At 73.3% G+C, this 22,802-nt stretch carries 23 protein-coding genes; 13 read left to right on the top strand and 10 right to left on the bottom strand.

The genetic code is table 11. From position 1 onward, the window contains the following. Positions 1 to 375: 375 nt before the first annotated feature. Complete coding sequence (locus AC0693_RS15860; RefSeq protein WP_478802121.1) at positions 376 to 573, bottom strand: hypothetical protein; 198 nt, start codon at positions 571 to 573, stop codon at positions 376 to 378. Between the two features lie 77 nt (positions 574 to 650). Between AC0693_RS15860 and AC0693_RS15855 the strand changes: the two genes are divergently transcribed. From AC0693_RS15855 to AC0693_RS15845, 3 genes are all read left to right on the top strand, one after another. Then, positions 651 to 1,850 (top strand): NUDIX domain-containing protein, encoded by a 1,200-nt coding sequence (locus tag AC0693_RS15855; RefSeq protein WP_478802120.1) that lies wholly within the window; start codon positions 651 to 653, stop codon positions 1,848 to 1,850. Positions 1,851 to 1,952: 102 nt separating this feature from the next. Continuing rightward, on the top strand, positions 1,953 to 2,594 hold the full coding sequence (locus tag AC0693_RS15850; RefSeq protein WP_469319727.1) for a GNAT family N-acetyltransferase: 642 nt from the start codon (positions 1,953 to 1,955) through the stop codon (positions 2,592 to 2,594). A gap of 494 nt (positions 2,595 to 3,088) precedes the next feature. Beyond that, a complete protein-coding gene (locus AC0693_RS15845; protein WP_469319726.1) occupies positions 3,089 to 4,015 on the top strand; it encodes a class I SAM-dependent methyltransferase in 927 nt (308 codons plus the stop codon). A gap of 129 nt (positions 4,016 to 4,144) precedes the next feature. On the opposite strand, the gene AC0693_RS15840 is transcribed toward AC0693_RS15845, so the two are convergent. Continuing rightward, positions 4,145 to 5,530, bottom strand: a complete 1,386-nt coding sequence (locus tag AC0693_RS15840; protein ID WP_356415046.1) for a DEAD/DEAH box helicase — start codon at positions 5,528 to 5,530, stop codon at positions 4,145 to 4,147. A 383-nt stretch (positions 5,531 to 5,913) separates the two neighbouring features. Beyond that, positions 5,914 to 6,783, bottom strand: coding sequence for an MBL fold metallo-hydrolase (locus AC0693_RS15835; protein ID WP_478802119.1), 870 nt, complete (start codon positions 6,781 to 6,783; stop codon positions 5,914 to 5,916). A 170-nt stretch (positions 6,784 to 6,953) separates the two neighbouring features. Between AC0693_RS15835 and AC0693_RS15830 the strand changes: the two genes are divergently transcribed. Next, positions 6,954 to 7,937 (top strand): arylamine N-acetyltransferase family protein, encoded by a 984-nt coding sequence (locus AC0693_RS15830; RefSeq protein WP_478802118.1) that lies wholly within the window; start codon positions 6,954 to 6,956, stop codon positions 7,935 to 7,937. Positions 7,938 to 7,965: 28 nt separating this feature from the next. Here the strand turns inward: AC0693_RS15830 and AC0693_RS15825 are convergent, their stop codons facing one another. Together AC0693_RS15825 and AC0693_RS15820 are read right to left on the bottom strand one after the other, a co-directional pair. Beyond that, positions 7,966 to 8,259, bottom strand: coding sequence for a DUF1330 domain-containing protein (locus AC0693_RS15825; protein WP_356415009.1), 294 nt, complete (start codon positions 8,257 to 8,259; stop codon positions 7,966 to 7,968). Between the two features lie 51 nt (positions 8,260 to 8,310). After that, a complete protein-coding gene (locus AC0693_RS15820; RefSeq protein ID WP_356415043.1) occupies positions 8,311 to 8,868 on the bottom strand; it encodes a carboxymuconolactone decarboxylase family protein in 558 nt (185 codons plus the stop codon). A gap of 68 nt (positions 8,869 to 8,936) precedes the next feature. Between AC0693_RS15820 and AC0693_RS15815 the strand changes: the two genes are divergently transcribed. The 3 genes from AC0693_RS15815 (at position 8,937) to AC0693_RS15805 (ending at position 11,723) form a co-directional block, all read left to right on the top strand. Further along, a complete protein-coding gene (locus tag AC0693_RS15815; protein ID WP_469319722.1) occupies positions 8,937 to 9,293 on the top strand; it encodes a winged helix-turn-helix transcriptional regulator in 357 nt (118 codons plus the stop codon). A gap of 7 nt (positions 9,294 to 9,300) precedes the next feature. Beyond that, entirely contained in the window at positions 9,301 to 9,522 is a 222-nt protein-coding gene (locus AC0693_RS15810) for a DUF4259 domain-containing protein (RefSeq protein WP_478802117.1), read from the top strand. Positions 9,523 to 9,677: 155 nt separating this feature from the next. Next, positions 9,678 to 11,723 (top strand): CASTOR/POLLUX-related putative ion channel, encoded by a 2,046-nt coding sequence (locus AC0693_RS15805; protein WP_478802116.1) that lies wholly within the window; start codon positions 9,678 to 9,680, stop codon positions 11,721 to 11,723. Between the two features lie 58 nt (positions 11,724 to 11,781). Here AC0693_RS15805 and AC0693_RS15800 read toward each other — a convergent pair whose 3' ends face one another. After that, complete coding sequence (locus AC0693_RS15800) at positions 11,782 to 13,737, bottom strand: flavin monoamine oxidase family protein (RefSeq protein WP_468471505.1); 1,956 nt, start codon at positions 13,735 to 13,737, stop codon at positions 11,782 to 11,784. Positions 13,738 to 13,954: 217 nt separating this feature from the next. Here AC0693_RS15800 and AC0693_RS15795 point away from each other — a divergent pair, with 217 nt between their 5' ends. Next, entirely contained in the window at positions 13,955 to 14,695 is a 741-nt protein-coding gene (locus tag AC0693_RS15795) for a helix-turn-helix transcriptional regulator (protein ID WP_478802115.1), read from the top strand. A gap of 32 nt (positions 14,696 to 14,727) precedes the next feature. Continuing rightward, positions 14,728 to 15,249, top strand: a complete 522-nt coding sequence (locus AC0693_RS15790; protein WP_478802114.1) for a DUF3291 domain-containing protein — start codon at positions 14,728 to 14,730, stop codon at positions 15,247 to 15,249. Between the two features lie 22 nt (positions 15,250 to 15,271). Here AC0693_RS15790 and AC0693_RS15785 read toward each other — a convergent pair whose 3' ends face one another. Then, the gene (locus AC0693_RS15785; protein WP_478802113.1) at positions 15,272 to 16,102 is read right to left on the bottom strand and encodes an alpha/beta fold hydrolase; all 831 of its coding nucleotides are present in this window, start codon (positions 16,100 to 16,102) and stop codon (positions 15,272 to 15,274) included. Between the two features lie 352 nt (positions 16,103 to 16,454). Between AC0693_RS15785 and AC0693_RS15780 the strand changes: the two genes are divergently transcribed. From AC0693_RS15780 to AC0693_RS15770, 3 genes are all read left to right on the top strand, one after another. Further along, complete coding sequence (locus AC0693_RS15780) at positions 16,455 to 17,777, top strand: NAD(P)/FAD-dependent oxidoreductase (RefSeq protein ID WP_478802112.1); 1,323 nt, start codon at positions 16,455 to 16,457, stop codon at positions 17,775 to 17,777. Between the two features lie 153 nt (positions 17,778 to 17,930). After that, positions 17,931 to 18,914 (top strand): GlxA family transcriptional regulator, encoded by a 984-nt coding sequence (locus AC0693_RS15775; protein ID WP_478739984.1) that lies wholly within the window; start codon positions 17,931 to 17,933, stop codon positions 18,912 to 18,914. A gap of 281 nt (positions 18,915 to 19,195) precedes the next feature. Then, the gene (locus AC0693_RS15770) at positions 19,196 to 19,951 is read left to right on the top strand and encodes an MBL fold metallo-hydrolase (protein WP_478802111.1); all 756 of its coding nucleotides are present in this window, start codon (positions 19,196 to 19,198) and stop codon (positions 19,949 to 19,951) included. A gap of 504 nt (positions 19,952 to 20,455) precedes the next feature. On the opposite strand, the gene AC0693_RS15765 is transcribed toward AC0693_RS15770, so the two are convergent. From AC0693_RS15765 to AC0693_RS15755, 3 genes are read right to left on the bottom strand one after another with little or no spacing between them, the layout of a single operon-like run. Then, a complete protein-coding gene (locus AC0693_RS15765; protein ID WP_478802110.1) occupies positions 20,456 to 20,770 on the bottom strand; it encodes a hypothetical protein in 315 nt (104 codons plus the stop codon). Then, positions 20,751 to 21,197, bottom strand: coding sequence for a MerR family transcriptional regulator (locus AC0693_RS15760; protein ID WP_478802109.1), 447 nt, complete (start codon positions 21,195 to 21,197; stop codon positions 20,751 to 20,753). The genes AC0693_RS15765 and AC0693_RS15760 overlap by 20 nt, the downstream gene beginning before the upstream one ends. Next, a complete protein-coding gene (locus tag AC0693_RS15755) occupies positions 21,194 to 21,529 on the bottom strand; it encodes a hypothetical protein (RefSeq protein WP_478802108.1) in 336 nt (111 codons plus the stop codon). The genes AC0693_RS15760 and AC0693_RS15755 overlap by 4 nt, the downstream gene beginning before the upstream one ends. Positions 21,530 to 22,375: 846 nt before the next feature. Here AC0693_RS15755 and AC0693_RS15750 point away from each other — a divergent pair. Next, positions 22,376 to 22,675 carry a DUF2716 domain-containing protein gene (locus tag AC0693_RS15750; protein ID WP_478802107.1) on the top strand — a complete coding sequence of 100 codons (300 nt, stop codon included), beginning with the start codon at positions 22,376 to 22,378 and terminating at the stop codon, positions 22,673 to 22,675. Positions 22,676 to 22,802 lie beyond the last annotated feature (127 nt).

Genomic DNA, 22,802 nt, shown 5'->3' with positions numbered 1-22,802 from the left:
CTGGGCGCGGGGCCGGCCGGTGCCTGATCTTCCGCTACCGGAGCGGGTTCCTGCGGCAGGCGCCCCAGGGGCAGCACCGGAAGGGCCGCACGCGTGGGCGGGGCGGCCGTACGGACGGCCGCCCCGCCCCGTGCCGGCCCGGCCGGAGCCGCCGGTGGGACGGTCACACATCCGGCGCACCCCGCCGCGAGGACGAGCGAGGCAAGAGACAGGGGCACGACCCGGCGCAGCTGCATCCGCCCACCCTGCCGCATCCGGGACCAGGGCGGGTGACGGCGTCACGCTCACGGGTGAGCGGCGATGGCGCCGCGCCGGCCCGTCGGCGGCCGGTCGGCCGGCGGCCGGTCGGATGCGGGGGCGGGCGCGCGGACCGGGTCAGCCGCGGGCGCGCGGCGCGGTGGCGAGGCGGAGGGCGTGTTCCAGCGGCCCGCGCCGCAGCGGTGAGTGCGCCCAGGCCCGCTGCCGGCCCCACGCGGTGGCCAGGGCGACGGCGCAGATCGGCACGCTTGGCGCGCGTTCTGCGCGCGGCGTACGCCCGGCGCCGTAACCCGCGGGCCGCGCGCGCTGTTGCACAGGCGCAGGGGAACGGCTCCGCCCGCCTCTCACGAGCCCGCCCCTGCCCTCTCCCACCCACGGTGAACGGAGTACCGATGCCGCAGTTGACCGACACGGACCGGACGGACCGCGCGGACCACGCGACCGAGGACTGCACGACCGAGGAGCACCCGACCGAGGACCGCACGGCCGAAGGGCACGCGGCCGAAGAGCACGGGGGTGTGGACCGTCCGGCCGGGGAGCGGGAACTTCCCGAGCCCGCCGTACCGGCCCCCGCGACCCCGGGCCGGCTCGCCCACACGGTCGGGACGTGGATGACCGCGGCCGAGTACGGGGCCTCGCGCGCCGCGCTCTGGAGCGCCGCGTGCGTCCTGGTCACCGACCCCGACGGGCGGGTCCTCGTCCAGACCGTGGACTACCGGCCCGACCGGTTGCTGCCCGGCGGGGCCGTGGACGCGGGGGAGGCGCCGTCCGCGGCGGCCGCCCGCGAGGTGTACGAGGAACTCGGCATCCGGGACCACTTCCCCCGCGGCCTCGCCGTGGACTGGATCCCCGCCGACGCCCCCGGTTTTGAACCGGAGATGCGCTTCCCCGGCGAGATCCTGCACGTCTTCGACGGCGGCACCTGGGACGCGGAACGCATCGCCGCCATCCGCCTCCCCGCCCAGGAGATCACCGGCGTCCACTTCGCGGAGCCCGCCGATCTGCCGGGTCTGATGCACCCCGGCGACGCGCGGCGCGCACTGTCCGCCCTGCGGGCCCGCATCGAGGGCGGCGGCCCCGCCCTGCTGGAGGACGGACGGCCCACCACCCCCGGCGCGCTCGACCGGCTCGGCGCGCTGCGCACCCGGCGCACCCCGCAGCGGGGCACCTGGTGCGCGGGTCCGGCCCCGGAGACGGCGCGGGTGGAGGACCGGGCGGCCTGGCTGTTCACCCCCGACGGGCGGGTGCTGGTCCTGATCGCCCACGCCACCGGAAACGCGCGGCTGCCCGAACCCGCCCCCGAACTGACCATCACCGAGGCGGAGTTGCTGGGTCACCTGACCGAGGAGGGCGCGGCGGGCCGCGGTGTGCGGATCCGCTCCGCGGCCCGGCTGCGCGCGCTCGGCCCGGCCGCCGATGCGCGGTACGCCCGCCTGCTGGCCACCCCGGAGCAGGTCCGGGACCTCTGCGACTGGGGCCCCGCGGCGGCGGACCAGCTGACCGCCGTGCACGCGGCCCGCACCCGCCTCGGCCTGCCCCGGTCCCCGCGCCGCCCGTGCACGGAACTACCGGCGGAGGGTCTGGCCTGGTGAGCGCGGGCGCCCCGTACCGGCACCGGGCTCCCGGCATATAGTTTCAGGGGCCACGCGTCGGGTGATGCGGTACCGGCACGGGAACAGGAACGGGGTGGCGGCATGGGCCGGACACTGGGGGAGATCCTCGACGCGGCGGCACGCGGGCAGTTCCCGCCGCCCGACGGGGGTACCACGGTGGTCGCGCAGGAGCGGCACCGGGACGCCGGGGTGATCGCCTTCACGGCGCATTCCGTGGTCTTCACCGACGAGGACCCCGCGTGGGTACGGTCGGCCCTGGCCGCCGTCGACTGCGACGGCCTGGCCGCCACCATGAACCCCCGCTTCCTGGCCGCCCTGCTGGACCGCACCGGGCGCCGGCACGACACGATCGACCTGATGACCGTGGCCGACCCGCTGCCGGGGGAGCCGCCGCTCGCCCTGCGCGAACTCGCGGACCGGGACCACCCCCGGGTGGTCCGGGCGCGCGCCCGGCGCGACGACGTACGGGTGTGGGCCGCCGACGGCGGGGTCGTGGTCCTCGGCCGCGGGGTCGCGGGCCGCTGGGAAACGGCGATCGAGGTGGACGAGCCGGCCCGGCACCGGGGCCTGGGCCGCGCCCTCGCCACCGCCGCCCGCCACCTGGTCCCGGGCGGCGCCCCGGTCTGGTCCCAACAGGCGGCGGGCAATGCCCGCAGCATCCGCGCCTTCCAAGCCGCCGGCTACCGCCCGATCGGCTCAGAGGCCCTCCTGATCGCCCCCTGACCCCGGAAACCGCCGGGTGAAGCGCAGGGCCACCCCGGCCCGATCCAGCCCCGCCCACCATGAGGCGCAGGGCCGCCCCGGCCCGATCCAGCCCCGCCGGCGTTTGAGGCGCCGCCGGAGGCCCCCCAGGCGCCAGCCGGCACTCACGCTCTCCGCCCCGCCCCCTGGGCCGCTACCGGGGGATGCCGAGACCAGTGGCCGGGGCGGGCCCGGGCCGCCGCTCACGAGGGAGCGCACCGCGCCCAGGGCCCGCACCTCGCCCGGTGGCCGCACCGCGCCCAGGGGCCGCACCGGAGCCGCCCGGCACCCCGCCCCCCAGCCCCCAGAGGCCCCCGGCAACCCCCCGCACCAGCCGATCCGTTACCCCCCGGCCCCCCGCCGACCCCCTCCGCTTCGCCGCAGCCTCGTCATGCACCCGTCCCGTGGTCTAAGGTCTGGCTACCCGGCCAGGTGTCAGTGCTGATTCCGTGCCATATCCCGGAGGACGACTCTCCATGTCGCAAGCTGCGCGTCTCCCTGTCACCGACCCCCCCGTGCTGTCCGCAGCACCGGTCCCCACGGGGTTCAAAGACGTGAAGGGATGGTTCTGGAACGTCGACCAGCTGCTGTTCGACTGGTTCCTGCAACACCAGAACGCCGACGCCGAACACCGCGGTGACCTGCTGGAACTCGGCGCGTACATGGGCAAGAGCGCGATCTACATGGGCGGTTACCTGCGCGACGGCGAGGAGTTCACCGTCTGTGACCTCTTCGACTCGCCCGCCGAGGACGCGTCCAACCTCGCCGAGACGCAGTCCTCGTACGCCTCGCTGACCCGCCAGGCCTTCGAGGCCAACTACCTCGCCTTCCACGAGGAGTTGCCCACCGTCATCCAGGCCCCGACCTCCGTCGTCGGTGACCGCGTACGCCACGCCAGCTGCCGGTTCATCCACATCGACGCCTCGCACCTCTACGAGCACGTGCACGGGGACATCGAGGCCTCCCGCGTCCTCGCGGCGCCCGGCGCCGTGGTGGCGTTCGACGACTACCGGTCCGAGCACTGCCCCGGCGTCGCCGCCGCCGTATGGGGCGCGGTCACCTCGTCCGACCTGCGGGTGATCTGCGTGACCGGGACGAAGCTCTACGCGACCTGGGACGACCCCGCCCCGCTGCAGAAGGCCCTGGGCACGTGGCTGGAGGGCCGCGAGGACCTGTGGCACGGGATCGACCACGTCGCGGGCGCCCCGCTCGTGCGGATCGGCGGCCAGCGGGCGGACGCCGGCCCCGAGCCGAAGCCGCTGAAGGCCCCCGAGGTCCCCGTGCTGGCGGCGGTCCCGGCGCAGCCCAAGCCCGCACCCCGCGGGCGGCGCGTGCGCAAGCTCGCGAAGGACCTGCTGCCGCCCATCGTGACGCGCGCGATCGTCGCGGGACGCCGCCACTGAACCGTAGGCCGTAGGCCGGGCTGCGCGAGAGCGCACCGGCCTCCGGCGCGGGACGCCACCACTGACCCGTACGCGGAAGGCCGGGCTGCGCGACGCGCACCCGGCCTCCGGTCACTCCCACCGTGCGGGTCAGACTCCGCGGCGCACCCGCGCGGCCGCCCGCGCCTCGGCGGCCTGGCGGGCCTCCGTGGTCTTGCGGGACTCCTTGGCCTTGCCGCCGCCGGGCCGGCCCGGCCGGGTGCCCATGCCGCGGAAGGCGAGGGTGCTGGTGCCCTTCCCGCCCTTGCCGCCCTCTGCGGGCACGGACCCGGCGAGGGGCACGCCGGACGGCTTCTTCGCCCCGGTGATCCTGCTCAGCAGGGAGTCGCCCGACCGCACCTGGGTGATGGTGGGGCGGATCTTCGCGTCGGCCAGCAGCCGTGTCATGTCGCGGCGCTGGTTCGGGGTGACCAGGGTGACGACCCGGCCGGACTCGCCCGCGCGCGCCGTACGGCCGCCGCGGTGCAGGTAGTCCTTGTGGTCGGCGGGCGGATCGACGTTCACGACGAGGTCGAGGTCGTCGACGTGCAGCCCGCGCGCGGCCACGTTGGTGGCGACCAGTACGGTCACCGCGCCGGTCTTGAACTGGGCCAGCGTGCGGGTCCGCTGCGGCTGCGACTTGCCGCTGTGCAGGCCCTCGGCCCGTACGCCGTTGGCCCGCAGGTGCCGGGTGAACTGGTCCACACCGTGCTTGGTGTCCAGGAACATCAGCACCCGCCCGTCGCGCGCCGCGATCTCGGTGGCGGTCTCGTACTTGTCGGCGGCGTGGATGTGGAGCACGTGGTGCTCCATCGTCGTTACCGTGCCGACCGACGCGTCGACCGAGTGGACGACCGGGTCCTTCAGGTACGTCCGGACCAACTGGTCGACATTGCGGTCGAGGGTGGCGGAGAAGAGCATCTTCTGACCGTCGTGGTGCACCTGGTCGAGGATCTCGGTGACCTGCGGCATGAAGCCCATGTCGGTCATCTGGTCGGCCTCGTCGAGCACGGTGATCTTGACGCGTTCCAGGTGGCAGTCGCGCCGCCCGACGAGGTCGCTGAGCCGTCCCGGCGTGGCCACGACGATCTCGGCGCCGGTCCGCAGGGCGCTCACCTGGCGGCTGATGGACAGACCGCCCACCACGGTGGCCATCCGCAGCTTCATGGCGTGCGCGTACGGGGTCAGCGCCTCGGTCACCTGCTGGGCGAGCTCCCGGGTCGGTACGAGGACCAGCGCCAGCGGGCGCTTCGGCTCCGCGCGCCGTCCGGCCGTCCGGACGATCATGGCCAGCCCGAAGGCGAGGGTCTTGCCGGACCCGGTCCGCCCGCGGCCGAGGATGTCCCGGCCCGCGAGCGCGTTGGGCAGGGTGGCGGCCTGGATGGGGAACGGCTCGCGCACCTCCAGCTCCGCCATCGCCGCCATCAGCTCCTCCGGCAGCCCCAGCTCGGAGAACGCCGCCACCGCGGGCAGCGCCGGCGCGACCGTCTGCGGCATCGCGAACTCGCCCTGGAGCGCGAGGGGCCGCGCGGACTTCTTGGGGGACTTCGCGGTCTTGGGGGGCCTGCCGGGCTGGACGCCGAAGCGGCCACGGGCTGACGGATTCAAACGGAGAACCTTCCTCGATACGGAGCACGTCGTCGAGGAGTCCCGGACCGGGCCGGGGAACGGCGGCGGGCGGGCACGCGCGAGAACGAGCCGGAACGAACCGGGGCCCGTACCCAGCGGTACGGGCCCCGGCTTCGTCGTGCGTAGGCGCCTGACCGAAGGCCGTGCGCCACAAGTAACCACCCCATTCTACCCCCGGCCCGCACCGGTCGGGGGCGCGGCCCCGGGCCGGAGAACGGTCCGCTGCGTGCGCCGGTGGCCGGGCGGCCCGTTCACCAGCGAACGGCGGTGAAGTCGATCGGGCGCGGCCGCAGCCGCCGGGTGCGCTCGGCCAGGGTGCGCAACCGCCGGGACATCTCCTCGGCGGGCAGTCGGCGGCGATCACCATGGCCCGGCAGAACCCATTCGAAGCGGACCCGCCCGGCCGTCCTGACCAGTGAGGCGGCCAGTTCCTCGATGGAATACCAGGTCACACTGTCCGCCACTGCCAGGTCGCCGGCGGCGCGGGACCAGTAGAAGCTGTCCCCGCTGAAGCAGTACCGGTCGTCCGCGAGGTAGAGCACGCTGCCCCGGGTGTGGCCGGGCAGCGGGTGGGCGGTGACTCCCTCGCCGATCTCGACGGGCTCGCGGCCCCGGATCACCTGGTCAGCGGTCGGCTCCGCGTCGAGGTCGCCCTCGTGGATCCACAGCCGGGCGCCGAAGTGGTCGGCGTAGCGGCGGCCGTGCGCCGCGTGGTCGCGGTGGGTGAGCAGCACGTCGGTGACCGGGCCCACGGCTGCGTAACGTTCGGCGAGCCCACGACTCCAGCGCGGGGTGTCGATCATCATGACCGTGCCGGAAGGCCGCAGCAGCAGGTAGGAATTGGCCCCGGCCGTCCGGGGCGAGTTGTGCCCGCACAGCAGTACGCCGCTGTCCAAGGGCATCGGGAAGGGGTCGAGCCGCTGGTCCGGCCGCCCGGAGGCGGGGCGGATCGAGCGGGTGGGGCAGGCGAAGACGGCTGCGTGCAGATCCCGCGTCTCCTTGTCGTCGCGCGGTGGCCGCAGGATCCGGGACCTTCCGTCCACCTCGCCGATCAGACCGGGCGCGAGCTGTCGTGCGACATCGCAGTTGAAGCAGCGCTCATCCACATACCAGCCGTCCACGGCACGTGTCCTTCCATGGGGCAGCGCAGGGGGCAGCGCCTCCGATCGGGGCGCCCTTCAGGGATACCCCACCCCCGTCCGGTCCCGGTAGGCCTTGGCGATCTTGTACTTCCCGCCCTGCCGTGATCTCCGGGTACCGTCCACCGCCCTGGAGGGAGGAGCATGGGATCATGGACCTTCCGCCGGCCGACACCAGGGCCACCACCCCCACCACCACCCCCACCACCACCCCGAGCGCCGCCCCCGGCCCGACCGACCACCGCCCCGACCGGTGGTCCGGCGCACTGCTCGACCTCGACGCCTATCTGGCCCGGACCGGCTACGACGGGCCCCGTGAGCCCACGCTCACGGTCCTGCGCGACCTCCAGCGCGCCCACACCACCGGCATCCCCTTCGAGAACGTGCACGCCGTCCTCGGCCGGGACCTGCCGCTCGACCTCCCGTCCATCGAGGACCGCCTCGTCCGGGACCGCCGCGGCGGCTACTGCTTCGAGCACGTACTGCTCTTCGCCGCCGCGGTCGAACGCCTCGGGTTCCACGTCACCGGCATGATCGGCCGGGTCAGCCTGGGCGCTCCCAAGGTGCTGCCCGCCACGCACGGCCTGCTCGCCGTCACCACCCGCGACGACGACCGCAGGTGGCTGTGCGACGTCGGCTTCGGGGCCGGTCCGCTCGGCCCGATCGAGATCGCCGACGGGGCGCGCATCGCGTACGACGGCTGGCAGCACCGGCTGGAGCGACGGCCCGGTGCCCACGGCATCGACCAGTGGTGGCTGTACCAGACCGCTCCCGGCGCGTCCGGCCCGGACAGCGGCCCCGAGCGCGCCGCGACGCCGTGGATCGACCGGCACACCTTCACCCTCACCGCCCAGTACCCGATCGACTACGTCGTCGCCAGCCACTTCGTGGGCACGCACCCGCGCTCCCCGTTCGTCCGCCGGTTGTTCGCCCAGCGCATGACCCCGGCCGCCCACCACAGCCTGGACGGCCTGACGCACGTCACCACCCGCCCCGACGGGACGAACACCACCGAGCAGATCGCCCCGGAGGCCCTGGACGGGGCCCTGCGGGAGGTGTTCGGGATCGCGCTCACGGAGGAGGAACTCCGGGAGATCGCCGCCCGCCGATCGGCCGCCGCCGAAGCGGGAGCGTGACGGTCGCCAAGTTCCTGGCGGTCAGAGGTCAGTCAAGGCCCTCGACGATGCGGAAGTCGCGCTCGACGCCGTCGGCGAGTACGGCCAGCGCCTCCTGGTAGGCCGCACTCTCGCGCGCCGCGACGGCCTGTTCGAAGCTGTCGAACTCGATCAGGATGGTGCGCTCGGCGGTTCCGGCGTCATGCGCCACGACCCGACCGCCCCGGACGAGGACCCGCCCGCCCCCGGCCCGGACGGCCGGACCGGCCAGCTTGTTGTAGGCGTCCAGCTTCGCCTGGTCCGAAATGGTGCGGTAGGCGCTGACCCAGTAGCCCTTGGGCATGGAAACCTCCAGTGTGGGGATGCGTGCATCCGATGTGCGGGTGGTCGAGCATCAGGTGGGGAACCGGTGGCCCCAGGGTTCCGCTTCCAGGAGGAGCCCGTTGGCCAGACAGCTGATGGTTCGGTACCAGCCGATCAGTACGAGCAGTTCGAGTAGCTGAGCCGCTTCGTAGTGCGTGTGCAGGGCGTCCCAGGCGGACTGTGTGAGCCGGGCCGTGTCGTCCAGTTCGTCGACGGCGTGGAGCAATGCCGTGTGGCGTGGTGACCAGGGGGCGCTGACTGCCGCGTCGGGTCGGGTGGTTGCGCGGAGTTGTTCCGGGCTGAGTCCGGCCTGTGGCGCCAGGGTGGCGGCGTGGACGCCCCATTCGTAAGCGCAGGCGGATCGCGCGGTCACGCGGGCGATGACGATCTCCCGGTCGATGGCGGGCAGGAGCCCGTGGCCCAGTAGTCCGGCGCCGAGACCGAACATGCGTGAGGCGAGCTCCGGGTTCCGGTGGAGGACGCGGAACAGCGTGAGCGGCTCGTGCGGCACACCCGGCGGCATCCATCGGCGGAGCGCCCGGTCGACGTCGGCGGTGTAGGGCGGGGTGAGCGGTTCGATGCGTGGGATCGCGACACCTCCTGCTTCGATTTCCGAATCACTATGATGCTTCGAGAAGCGAAGCGCAAGGAGTGCGTATGGAAGCCAGAGCGCCACGTCCCGGTGTGCCGGTGCGGGGGTCCGAAACGGGTCGTCCAGTGATGGCCGCACTCGACCTGCTCGGCCGGCGTTGGACGATGCGGATCCTGTGGGAACTGCGGCAAGCCCCGGTCGGCTTCCGTGAATTGCAGCGCCGATGCGAGCGCATGTCCTCCAGCGTGCTCAGCACCCGCATCGAGGAACTGTCCGGCGCCCGCCTGCTCGCCCCGGACGGCGATGGCTACCGCCTCACCGAGCTCGGCCGGGACCTCGTCGAGGCACTGAGCCCGCTGGACGCCTGGAGCCGCCGCTGGGCGGAGGAAATGGGACCCGCTACGGCAGACGGCCCGCAATGATCACCGCATGGCCGCTCTGACCACGGCAGCGGTGCCGTGGCGAGTTGGCGACCTGGTACCCGCCGACCTGCGCGCACTCGCGGTCCGAGCCCTCGACCGCGTGGTCACCGGCCCCAGCGAGCTCCTGGAGCTCTGGGAGGAGACCGACTCGGCCGACGCGTGGCGGGACACCATCGGCCGGCTGCGGACGCCGCTGCTGACCCCTTCGGCCGGGAGACCGGGCACCTGACCCAGCCGCCCTCGTGCCCGCGCAGGGCGGCCGTTCACACCTCTGGGTGAGGTCGGAGCGGTTCGCGGGGGTGGGGGTGGGGCGGCTGTCTAGGGTGGGTGCCGGGTGCGGGCCGTCGTTCCGATCGGCGCGTCGAGGGATGTACGGGAGCTGGTGTGGCACAGCAGCGCACGACGACACTCAGGCTGCGGCTCCGGTACCGCTTCGACCATCTGTTCTCCGGGGGAACCACCGCGCTCATCGGCTGGCTCGCCCTGGCCTGCCTGGCAGTCGTCGTTCCGGCGAGCATGGTCCTCGTCTGGTCCGACCGGGCCGCGCCCGCCACGCTGTCGGGACGGCTCACCGCGGTGTGGGTCAGCGTCGGGCAGACGCTGAAGATCGGGGGCGCGGTCGGCTCCCCGCTCTACGTCCTGGCCTCCGTGTCGCTCGCGCTCGTGGCGCTGCTCTTCGTGTCGACGCTGGTCAGCCTGATCACCACGGGCATCAACCGGCGCGTCATGTCGCTGCGCATGGGCCACTCCACCGTGCTGGAGACGCGGCACACCGTCGTACTGGGATGGTCCGACCAGGTCTTTCCCGTGATCGCGGAGCTGGTGGCCGCCAACGCCAACCAGCGCCGGTCCGCCATCGCCGTGCTCGCCCCGCAGGACAAGGCGTGGATGGAGGACGAGATCTCCACCCGGGTCGGCGACCCGGGAAGGACGCGGATCATCTGCCGCAACGGGAGCACCACCAACCCCACCGAACTCGCCCGGGTGAGTCCCGGCACCGCGAAGGCGGTGCTGGTGCTGCCGCCCACCGGGGACGCCGGTGACGGTCACGTGGTGAAGACGCTGCTCGCCCTCGACGCGGCCGTGTCCGGGTCCGCCACCGGGTCCGTCACCGGGTCCGACGAGGGGCCCGTGGTGGTCGCCGCCGTCCGCGACTCCCGTCATCACGTGACCGCCCGACTGGCCGCCGGCCCCGCGGGACACGTCCTGTGCGTCGACGACATCGTGGCCCGGATCCTCGTCTCGACGGCCCGGCAGCCCGGCCTCTCGCTCGTCTACTCGGAGTTGCTGGACTTCGCGGGGGACGAGTTCTACCCGGTCACCGCCGAGGACCTGGTGGGCCGGACGTTCGGGGAGGCGCTGCTCTCGTTCGCCACGTCTTCGGCGGTCGGCCTGCTGCACGGCGACGGGAGGGTCACCCTCAACCCCGCACCGGAAACGGCGGTCGGCCCGGCCGATCGGATCATCGTCATCTCCCGGGACGACGACACGGCCGTACGGGCGGACGTCGCCTCCCACGTAGAGGAAGGCGCGATCGTGGCGCCGGAGCCCGGGACGGGAACCGGGCCCGGCGCCGGGGCCGTTCAGGGGGAGCGGCTCCTCCTGCTCGGCTGGAACCGCCGCGCGCCGCTCGTCATCGAGCAACTCGACCAGTACGTGAGCCCGGGAACCACCCTGGACGTCGTGGCCCTCGGCCCGTACGCGGCCGCGTACGGAGCCAGGGCGGCCGCGGCGGCGCGGTCCCGACTCGACGTCCGCGTCCACGACGGCGACATCACCGACCCGCTCACCCTGGCCAAGCTGGACGTGCCGTCGTACGACGGCGTGATCGTGATCGGTGAGACGGAGCCCGCGGTCGCGGGCTGCGGTTCGCCCTCGGGCTGCGGCTCCGCCGCGGACCCGACCGGCGCGCCCCTCGCCGCGCCCCAGGCCCCGCCGCTCGCTCCGCTGCCCGATCCGGAGGCGCGGGCCGACGACAGGACGCTGGTCGCCCTGCTGCACCTGCGGGCCATCGGGGACGCCGCAGGGCGGGATCTCGTCCTGACCACCGAGATGGCCGATGACGGCAACCGGCTCCTCGCGCCGGGGCGGGGCGGCAACGACTTCGTCGTGAGCGGCCGGCTGATCAGCCTGCTGATGACCCAGATCTCGGAGAGCCCGTATCTCGCCGCGGTCTTCGAGGAGTTGTTCACCGCCGAGGGCCACGAGTTCCACCTGAAGCCGGCCACGGACTACGTCCGGGCCGGCCGCGAGGTCTCCTTCGCCACCGTCGTCGAGTCGGCGCGGCGGCGCCGGGAATGCGCGGTCGGCTACCGGCTGCGCGCGGAGAGCGCCACCGGTCCCGACTTCGGGGTGCGGATCAACCCCGACAAGCGGCGGCGGGTCCGGTTCGCCGACGGCGACTGGGTGATCGTGCTCGCCGAGAGCTGACGTACCCGCCGGAGGCCGATCGGACCCGCCGCATGCCGACCGCGCCGCCGTGGCGCGCCTACGCCGTGTGCACTTCCAGTGCGGCCCGCACCGCCGACTCCAGGGCGCCCTCGATCCACGCGGGCTTGATCGAGGTGTGGCATCCGGCGAAGTGCAGGTTGCCCTCGGCCCGTCGGACGTGCGGGAACAGCTCGGTGTGCTGGCCCGGCAGGAGGACGGACGCCTCGCCGTAGGCGTACGGGTCGCGCATCCAGGACTGGGTGCGCCCGACGCCGGTGTAGAACACCTCGATGCGCTGCCCGAACACCTCCTGGACCCCGGCCAGCGCGCGCGGGTAGCGCTCCTCGTCGTCCAGGGAGTCCCATTTCAGGGCGTCGTCCGACCAGCTGTAGGAGGCGAGGATGACGCCGCCGGGGCTGCCGTCGACGGGGTAGGAGGGCTGGAACATGAAGCGGTTCGGGTTGTCGGTCGCCGATCCGCCGCCGACCACGCCGGCCGCCTCGGGCTGGTCGCGCGTGACCACGCGGCAGGCCGCGTAGTGGGCGCGCTGGCCCGCGGAGATGTGGCCCCCGGGTACGGAGGGGTGGGCGCCCAGCAGGGTGCCGTCCGCCGGGGTCTGGCCGGTCTGGTACCGCCGGTACAGGCCGGGCCGCACCTCCTCCAGCTCGCGCTTCCAGTCCGCCTCGTCGAACTCCCACCAGCGGCGGCTGAATTCGAGCAGCACCTTGGTGGCGGCGTCGTAGTGCAGCTCGGTGACCGCGCGCCGCTTGCCGTACGAGAGGGCGGGGGCGATGGGGATGTGGCGCAGCCCGGAGAAGGGGACGGTGATGACGGCCGAGTCGGCGGTGAAGGTCTCGCGCCGCACGGGGCTGCCGTCCCGGCCCTCGGAGACGGTCTCGACGGAGACCTCCCCGGCGCCGTGCGTGATGCGGGTGGCCCGGCGGTCCAGCCGTACGAGGTCCTTGACGCGGGCGTACATGGCGTCGGCCAGCGTGGCGGTGCCGCCCGGCAGTTCGTAGAAGGCGGTGTCGGGGCTGATCAGCGAGGCGCCGATGAAGCTGTGGACGAAGGCGAGGTGCAGGCGGGAGGTCAGGTTCTCGACGGTTCCGATCAGGTCGATGGTCCGCTCGTCGAGCCTGGCCTCCTCCGTCAGGAATCGATACATCGACATGTGGCCGTAGCGCTGGATGACGCGCGCCCAGCCCTCGACGAGTTCCTTGTCCTGCTTGCCCTCGATCTCCTTGCGTACGGGGGCGAACGCGTCGCGGACGATCTGCGCGGCGGGGCGGGATTCGTAGGCCTTCGGCACGCCGAAGGAGCGGTTGAGCGCTTGCGGAGCGCGTGCGTAGTCGGCGCGGCGGACGCGGATGCCGTTGACGTAGATCCACGTCCGGTAGGCGGGGCGGCCGGCCCCGTCGACGTCCACCAGGTAGAAGCGCCGGCGCTTGAGGCCGAGGCCGTCCATCAGCCCCGTCACCAGGGGGTGGCTGTCGGGGATGCGCATCGCGCCGGCCTCGGCGTACTGCTTCGGGTCGGCGAAGGGCTGGGCCGCCTTCTCGTGGCCGCCGGAGCGGAAGGTCTTGATCCGGCCGCCCACCCGGTTGGCGTTGGCCTCGATGACAGTGACCTGGTGGCCGGCTTCGCGCAGGAGGTGGGCGGCGGTGAGGCCGGCCGGCCCGGCGCCGACGACCAGCACCTTCTTGGCGGGGCGGCGGGAGCGGGGCAGGCCGTTCTTGAGCAGGATGTCGGCGTAGCGCGGCACGAGCGGCTGGTCGTGCTCGTCCCGTACGAGGACGGCCCGGGCGATCGTGAGGCAGGTGCCCCAGTCGGTGACCGCGGCGCCGGCGGGGGCGGCCTGCGAGGTCCCGGCGGAGGTGGCGGCGACGGTCACTCCCGCGGCGGTGGCGACGGCGGCCGCGCCGGCGATGACCGTACGGCGGGAGGGCTGACGGGAGGGGGAGGGGGCGGTGTCGCCGGGGGCGTCGGGGGTACCGGAGTCGCCCTTGGGATCCATGATCATGGCGCAACTCTCGCGGCCGCGAACCTGCGGGAGCCGCCAGAACGCCCCTGTGGGGACAAGGACCACCCGGACGTGGGTCGGGCGCCGTTCTGCTGACGAACTGGGTTTCGGACCGGGGTCGTTGGGGTCGGCCCGACCGGGGGATCGGGCAGCCAGCCAGTCGTACGGCAGCGGCTCTATCTCCAATCCGCGTTGTTTCTAGAATGGCCGGATGGAGGACATCGAAGCGATCGCGGCGTTGCAGGACCCGGTACGCCGCCGCCTGTACGAGTACGTCGCCGCGCAGGGCCGGGAGGTCGGCCGCAACGAGGCCGCCGAGGCGGCGGGGGTGGCCCGCACGCTCGCCGCGCACCATCTGGACAGGCTGGCCGAGGCCGGGCTGCTCGACAGCGGCTCCCGCCGCCTGACCGGGCGTACGGGGCCCGGGGCGGGCCGCCCCGCCAAGGTGTACACGCGGGCGCGGACCGAGCGGTCGGTGTCACTGCCCGCCCGCGACTACCGCACCGCCGCCGAACTGCTCGCCGAGGCGGCGGAGGAGGCCGGGCTCGACGCCGGGCTGCGCGCGGCCGCGCGGCGGAGGGGCGAGGCCCTGCGCGGTGCGGCGGCGCCTTGCGCGGGGCTCGAAGAGGCCATGGAGGTGCTGGCCTCGCGCGGCTACGAACCCCACCTGGAGCGGGCGGGAAGTAGTGACCCCGATGAGGCGGCGGGGGACGGGGCGGTGGCCGACGAGGTGGGGACGCCTTCCCCGGTCTCCCCGGCCGCCCCCGTCGTCCGCATGCGCAACTGCCCTTTCCATGCCGTTGCCGAGCGCTTCCCGCCCCTCGTCTGCGGCATGAACCTCGCTCTGCTGGAGGGACTGATCGGCGTGGACGGCCCGGTGCGGGCGCGCATGGACGCCCGGCCGGGGGAGTGCTGCGTGGTGCTCCAAGCTTCTATCAACAATGAACATTGACATAGAAATGGAGGCCGTGCTGGGATGAGGCCATGACCGCATCAGCGTCCCCGCAGCCGGCCCACCTCGCTCAACTCAACGTCGCCACACTCCGGTTCCCCCTCGACGACCCGCGCATCGCGCCGTTCGTCGAGATGCTCGACCCGGTCAACAGCGCCGCCGACGGCGCTCCCGGCTTCGTGTGGCGTCTCGTCGAGGAGGGCGCGGCCGACGCCACCGGCATGCGCCCCGCCGGGGAGAACGTCATCGTCACACTGTCGGTGTGGGAGACCAGGGAAGCGCTGTGGGACTTCGTCTACCGCAGCGGGCACCTGGAGGCGATGCAGGGGCGGCGTGCGTGGTTCGAACGGCACGTCGAGGCGCACCTGGTGCTCTGGTGGGTCCCGGCCGGCCATCGCCCGACCGTCGATGAGGCCCTGGAACGGCTGGCGGAGCTACGGGCGCACGGGCCGTCCCCCCGCGCGTTCACCTTCGCCTCCGCCCATACCGCGGCCGAGGCGGTCCACCACCCTCGGGCCGCCCTCACCCCCGCGTGCGGGGAACAGGCCGGCTGACCTGCGAGGTGCCCGGGGCTGCTCACGTACGGGCGAAGGTGCGCAGGTCGTCATTGAGGCGCTCCGCATGCGTCGCGAACAGTCCGTGGCCCGCGTTCTCGTACACGTGGAGCGTCGCGCCCGGGATCAGCGCGGCTGCGCGGCGGCCCGTGAGCTCGATAGGGGCGGAGGCATCGGCCGATCCGTGCACGACCAGGACCGGGCAGTCGATCTTCGCCATCTCCGGTGCGAGGTTCAGCGTGACCAGCAGGTCGTTGAGGGCCGTCCCGGCCCGTGCCGTCGCCCCCTGGCAGAGGTCCACCATGTGCGCCACGTACGCGTCCGAGACCGCGGGGCCCGGAAGCCCGCGGGCGAAGAAGGCGTCCGCCCCGTCGGTGAAGAACTGCGCGCGGTCCTGCCGGAAGGTCTCGTTGAACGCGCGGATGAGCTCCGGGTCCAGGCCCTCCGGGTGGTCCGCGGACCGGGCCGGGCCCGGTGCGACCCCGCTGACGAGAACCGCCCGGGCCACCCGTCGGCCGCCCGCGAGGGTCAGGTGGCGGACGACCTCGACGCTGCCGAACGAGTGCCCCACCAACGTGACGCCGAGCAGGTCCAGGTGGTCGAGCAGGGCGCCCAGGTCCCCGGCCAGCGTATCGAGGTCGAAGCCGCCCCAGACGTCCTCCGACCTGCCGTGTCCCCTGCGGTCGAAGCCGACGCACCGGAACCCCTCGGCCGCCAGCGTCAGCATCTGGTACTCCCACATCTCGCTGCTGAAGTAGGAGCTGTTGACGAAGACGATGGCCGGGCCGCTCGCCGGACCGTAGTCGACGAAGTGGAGGCGGGCATGATCGGCCGTGGACTCGAAGTACGGCATGACGGAGGTCCCTTCGCGAGGCGGTTGTGGGGGCGTGGCACCATCCTCGCCCGGTGTCCCGGGCCGGGCCATTACCGGCGAGGTCATGGCGGGGACGGCTGCGCGGTGTCGTGCGCCGGCCATCCGGGCATGCCCGAGACCGAGCATGCCGAAGGGGCGCCTCCGTGCGTGTGCAGTCCGCGCGGACTTCCCCAACGTGCAGCGCATGGCGCATCACTGACGGGTATTCAGTAAGCGGTTCGGAGGTACTACAGTTCGCCATGCCCCTGACACTTCGCCACTTCGCCCTCCCCGGGTGGCCGCACCCGCGCCACCCGCCGACGGCACGGACCCCGAAGGGGGCCACCAGCACATGACCAGCCCGGACGGTGCGGGACCCGACTACGACGTCGTCATCAGCGGAGCCGGCCTGGCCGGCAGCGCCGCGGCGATCCTGCTCGCCCGACGCGGCGCCCGCGTCGCACTCCTGGAACGCCGCTCGGACCCGGACGCGTACAAGGTGCTGTGCACCCACTCGCTGACGGCCAACGCCCATCCGGTGCTGGCCGAGCTCGGCCTCGTACCCGACCTGGAGAAGGCGGGAGCCGTCCGCAACGAGGCGCGTTGGTACACGCGTTGGGGCTGGATCGAGCCGAAGGCCGCGGCGGCGGGCCCCGCGCTGCCGTACGGCTACAACATCCGCCGCAGCGTCCTCGACCCGCTCGTCAGGTCCCGGGCGGCCGGCACCCCGGGCGTGGACCTGCTCCTCGGCCACCGGGTGACCGCTCTGCTCCGGGAAGCCGGGCGGACCGTAGGGGTGCGTGCGTCGACGGGGGTGGGCGAGCGCGATATCCGGGCCCGCCTCGTGGTCGGCGCGGACGGCAGGGACTCGGCCGTGGCGAAGCTCGCCGGGGTCCCCACCCGGCTGCACGAGAACGGCCGGTTCGGCTACCTCGCGCACTTCCGCGGGCTTCCGCTGGCCGGTGGGATCGGCCAGACCTGGTTCCTGGAACCGGACATGGCGTACGCGTTCCCGAACGACGACGGTGTCACGGTCCTCGCGGTGCTGCCCGACAAGCAGTGGCTGCCGGCCTTCCGGGAAGACCTGGAGGGCAGCTTCCTCGCCTTCGTCCGCGCGCTTCCGCAGGCGCCGCCCATCGACTCCGCCGAGCGGGTCAGCAAGATCATCGGGACTGTCGACTACCCGCTCGTCAGCCGCAGGCCGACGGCGCCGGGCGTGGCGCTGATCGGGGACGCCGCCCTCACCGGCGACCCCTTGTGGGGAGTGGGCTGCGGATGGGCCCTGGAGTCCGCCCGATGGCTGGCGGAGGCGGTCGCTCCCGCGGTGGTGGGCGATCCCGCGGTGGCGGGCCCCGTCGGCCCCGCCGACGTCGCCCACCTCGACCGGTCGCTCACCGCGTACGCCCGCAGGCACCGGCGCCGGCTGCGCGGCCATCAGGCCCTGGCCGCCGACTACGCCAGATCCCGCCCCTTCAACCCCGGGGAACGGCTGATGTTCTCGGCGGCGGCGCGCGACGAGGCGATGGCACGGCACATGTACCTGTTCGGCACCCGCGTGATCAGTCCGCAGCGCTTCCTGAACCCGCTGGCCCTGGCCAAGGCTGCCGCCGTCAACATCAGGCACCGCCGGGCCGCCGCCGGCGCGGCCGCCGAGGGGACGCGGCCCGCGGGGTAGTCCGGGCGGAGCCGGGCCCGGCGGCGCGCGTGCGGTCGGCCCCAGAAAGCCGACGGCAGCGGTGTCCGACGGATCCATCGCACGGCGGGCCGTGGCCGAATCTGACAGAACCTCGTCATTGCGGCCATCACGGTCGGCCGAAATGATCAGAGCATGCCCCTACCCCTCCCGCACACGGTCGTCATCGTGGCCTTCGCCGGTGCCGAACTCCTCGACGTCACCGGCCCGGCCGAGGTGTTCTCGGTCGCCACGCGGGTCGCCGGCCCCGACCGCCGCGGGTACCTCGTACGGATCGCCACGGCCGACGGTGGCCCGGTGGCCACCTCCAGCGGCGTACGGCTGATGGCGGACCTGGCACTCGACGAGGTGCGCGGCGGGGTCGACACGCTGCTCGTGGCCGGTGCAGTCAACATGGTCGGCGACCGGGTGGAGCCCGTGATCGACGGTGCGGTCACCGCCTGGCTGCGCGATGCGGCGCCGCCGACGCGCCGGACCGGGTCGATCTGCGCAGGAGCGCACCTGCTGGCCGCGGCGGGTCTGCTGGACGGCCGGTCCGCCACGACCCACTGGCTCACCGCCGCCCGGCTGGCCGCCGACCATCCGCGGGTCACCGTGGATCCGGACCCCATTTTCATCCGGTCCGGGAGCGTGTGGACCTGCGCCGGTGTCACCTCCGGGCTCGACATGGCGCTGGCGATGGTCGCCGAGGACCACGGCCAGGCACTCGCCCTGTCCACCGCGCGGATGATGGTCATGTACGTCAAACGTTCCGGCGGGCAGAGCCAGTTCAGCGTCCCGCTGTCCGCCCCGGCCGCGTCGGGCGACCGGATCGACGAGCTGCGCGTGTGGATCGCCGACCACCTCACCGACGACCTCTCCACGGAAGCCCTGGCCGCACGGACGCACCTCAGCGTGCGCCACTTCTCCCGGCTGTTCCGGCTCCGCACCGACGGCACGCCGGCCGCCTACGTGGAATCCGCCCGCCTCGAAGCGGCCCGCCGACTGCTGGAGGAGAGCGACGGCAGCCTGCCGGAGATCGCCGCCGCCAGCGGTCTCGGCTCGGTGGAGACGCTGCACCGCTCCTTCCAACGCCGCCTGGGCACCACTCCCGCCGAATACCGGCGCCGCTTCCGCTAGTGCTGTGACCGGAAAGGTTCACCGCGTCACGGCGCCCGGCACGGCACCTCTCCCCCAGCTATCGCTGGGAGGTGCCCCCGGCGTTGTCGGGCCACGACGGTACGTCCAGCACGAGTCGCGGCCCTCCGCCTTGCGACGCACCGCACCGAACACCGCGACCCGCCAAACCTTTCCGGCCACAGCACTAGCCACCTGCACACCCGCCCCGGCCGCCGGTCGCCCGGCGGATTTCCGGCACGCCCGCGAGGGCCGCATCCGTCACTCACCTCATGGAGGACGCCATGTCCCGTACGAAGGTCATCCCCATCCCGGTCATGGGCCGAACGGCCATCAACGCCTACCTGCTCCTGGGCCGACGGCCGGTGATCGTCGACGCCGGGACACCCGGCAGCGGTCAGAAGATCTACGACCGCGTCACCGCGCACGGAGTGGACCCCCGGGACGTCTCGCTGATCGTCATCACGCACGGGCACATCGACCACTTCGGCTCCGCGGCCGAATTGCACCGCCTCACGGGCGCCCCGGTCGCCGGCCACGTCGCGGACCTCGGACCGTACCGCAGCGGCCGCGTCCGCGAACCGTACCTGCCCACCGGCCCCATGGGACGCATCATGAACCGGAGCAAGGACCTGCACGTCCAAGCAGAACCCCTCGACCCGGACGTCCTCATCCGCGGCGAAACATCCCTGGAGGACTTCGGCATGGCGGCCCGCATCATGCCCACGCCCGGACACACCGCCGGGTCGGTCTCCGTCCTCACCGATGACGGGGATCTGGTCGCCGGTGACCTGGTGGCGAACTCCTTCATGGGCCTCATCCCGGGCCGACCGGCCAATCCGCCCTTCCACGACGACCCGCAGCGCAACCTCACCAGCCTCCGCGAGATGCTCGCCCTCAACCCCACCAGACTCCACGTCGGCCACGGAGCCCCGCTGGAACCCGACCGCGTCCGACGCTGGGCCGACGGAGAGTCCGACCGCCTGTCCCGCCTCGAAGCGGCGGGCCGGATCACCACCCGCGCCACCATCCGACCGTGAGCGCCCGCAGGCCGTCCGCTCCCAACTCCTGGCCCCGTTCACCGCCAAGAGGGCCAGGAGATCCTGCGGCAATGCTCTTGAGTGACCGCGCAAACAGTGTCGGGCTTTCGCCCGCCGCGACATCAATTCGCCCCGGCTCGCGGCAACCGTTACGACGGCAACTGACTGGTCATCGGCGGCACGGTGGCGACTGCCGAGGGCACCTCGTCCTTTGTGGATCTCCCTCTGCTGGCCCACGAAGCCCGCCGGGTCACCGCCGAGTCTTTCTTGGCCGGGTGGATACAGCTCGGGATCTGGCTCCGGCCTCCTTCCCTACCCGCTGATCAACGCCCGTCCCGTCAGGACGCGGGCCACCGAGGTCACCTCAGGATGCAGGGCTCGACTTCTCCATCGGGAAGCCAGCCCGGGCGTGGTGTTTGGCCGGCGCCGGGCGCCAGGAAGGGGCCCGGTGCCCTACGGCACGTACGTGAGGCGCGGAACGAGCGGCGCTCATACCGGCCGCCCCTACCGGTGGCTCCCACTGGCGATCTTCATGGGCTCGGCCGGACCCTTGCAGCCGCACCCGTCCTCACCTGCGGTCTTCGGCGCGCAGGAGCGGGAGCGGCGGCGCCGGCCGAGCCACCAGGTTCCGGCCGCGAGCACGGCCAGAACGACGGCGAGGGCGGGAAGCCGGCCCGTCACCGCCCCCGCACCGGCGCCGACGACCCCGGCCGTGATCAGGACCGGCAGGGCGCAGCACGCCACGCAGGCCAGGGCGGCCAGGCCACCGAGCACCTTCGGGGCACGTGCGGGGCGGGGGTCAGCAGCAGGGTCCGGCATGGCGGTTCTCCTCGGCGAGGTCGGTGAAGGGGACGGGGCAGCAACTGCTGGACGCGCAGGCGGTCAAGTCGTCGCAACCCGCTGCGACAGCGGTGGCCAGGGCGGTGCGGAGAGTGGTGAGATCGGCGTTCTTCGCGTCGACCTCGGCGAGTTTGGCGGCGGCGCGGTCCTGGAGCCCGGCGACGGGGCAGCCGTGCCGGTGGCGACCCGTTTCCAGCAGCTCGGCGACCTCTTCCAGGGTGAACCCGAGCCGCTGCGCGGCCTTGATCACCCGCAGCGCGGTCACCGCCTCCTCTCCGTACATGCGGTGGCCGCCGTTGCTGCGTTCCGGCTCGGCCAGCAGGCCGCGGCGCTCGTAGTAGCGCAGCGTCTGGACGTTCACCCCGGCGGCCTCGGCGACCTGCCCGGTGCGCAGACCCGTGCTCACCGCTGTCCCCCGGTGACCGCGGTCCGGGCGGCGAGGGCGTTCAGGACCGGCTCGTGGGCCTGGTCCACGGAGATGTCCAGCCGGATCAGGTCGCGGTCGGCGGTAAGGGTGAAGGTGAAGAACGAGCAGCATCCGCTCTCGCGCTCCACCAGGTCGCGGACCCGGTCCTCGACGCCCGGCCCGTCGGCCAGGTCAAGGCGCAGGTGGAGGGGCTGCGGTCTCGACAGCGAGGTCAGTCGGTCGGAGAACAGCGCGTCCCACTCGGCGACCCGCAGGGGCCGCTCCTCGGTGGGCAGGATGCAGGACTGCGGCACCCACGCAAGATCACTCATCGCGCTCACTCCCGTCGTCGCGTCCCGCACGGCGGGGACAGCTCCGACGGTAAACCTGTACCCAGGTACCGGATACAAGGGCCTGAGCGTGCGAGGGGCCGGCCGTGGCGCCCGTGGAGTTTTGCCCCGATACCGCTGTCCAGAGTCCGGTCGCTGGAGTGCCTTTCGGCCCGCTTAAGCTCCGATCATGGAGCTGTGCGAGCGGTGGGCGGAGTGGAACAGGCTGCGGGGCCGGGTGCCTGAGTGGCACCCGGTCGGGGTGGTGGCCGATGCCGAGGGGCCGGTCGTGCGCCGGCACTACGGGACGCATGGCACCGTCGAGCACTCCCCCCCTCGTGCCCGGGACGGACATCGCCGGGCTGGTGCGCGTCCAGCAGGAGGCGTTCGCGGAACGCGGTGAGCCGGTGGAGTGGAAGGTGTACGGGCATGACTCGCCGGGCCCCTGCCCGATGAGGAGCGCGGTACCCCGCCCGCAGAAGCGGCCGACCGTCCGGCGGAGCCGCCCCGGCAGGGGGTGTGCAACCTGTACGGCGTACGGGATCAGGCCGAGCGGGCGTGGAAGGTCGCCGTCGCCTGGGTGCACGCCGAAGGACGCAGTACCTTCGCCCTCGTGGGCGGTCTGACCCGGGACGACGCGGATTTCGTCACGGCCTGTACGGACGGATGGCGCAGGTTCTGGTCGGGCAGGGCCCTCCTCGCGGAGGCCGATGGGCCTCTGCGTGCGCGGCTCCTGGAGGCAGGGTTCAGCGAGGCCGCCACCGTCCGCTCGTACCATGGAGCCCGCCGGGCGCCCGCGAGAAGACGCGTCCCGCACAATTCCTCGACTGGCTTCGCGACGACGGCCCGTTGTGGGACCGCTTCTACACGGACTTCGACTTCAAGCCGGGCGTGTACTGGCTGGACTGGCAGCACGACGGATACCGCTACGACCCCCGCCGCACCGACTTCCCCGGACGGCCACCCCGGCCCGGCAAGGGCACGTACCCCAACGGCGACTACTACCTACATCTCACGCATGACCTGCGCCTGGGCACCTTCGGGCACCCCTGGGAACAGACACTGACCGTCTGGGGACCGGCACTGCTCGCCGCCGTCGAGGCGGAGCTGACCGACCTGCTCGGAGAGCCGGTCAGGCGCCGCCATTGAGCGCACCGGCACGGTCGCCGCATGGCTCCACGACCACCCCGGCGCCGAGATCATCTGCCCGGACCGCCTGATGAGGTGCTCACCCTCGGCTGCACCAGCGGACACCGCGTCGTGCACCGCTACGTAG

The sequence above is a fragment of the Streptomyces sp. NPDC043876 genome, assembly GCF_056435825.1.
The sequence above is the reverse complement of the archived record's forward strand: the minus strand, read 5'-3'. Positions and strand labels throughout refer to the sequence as shown.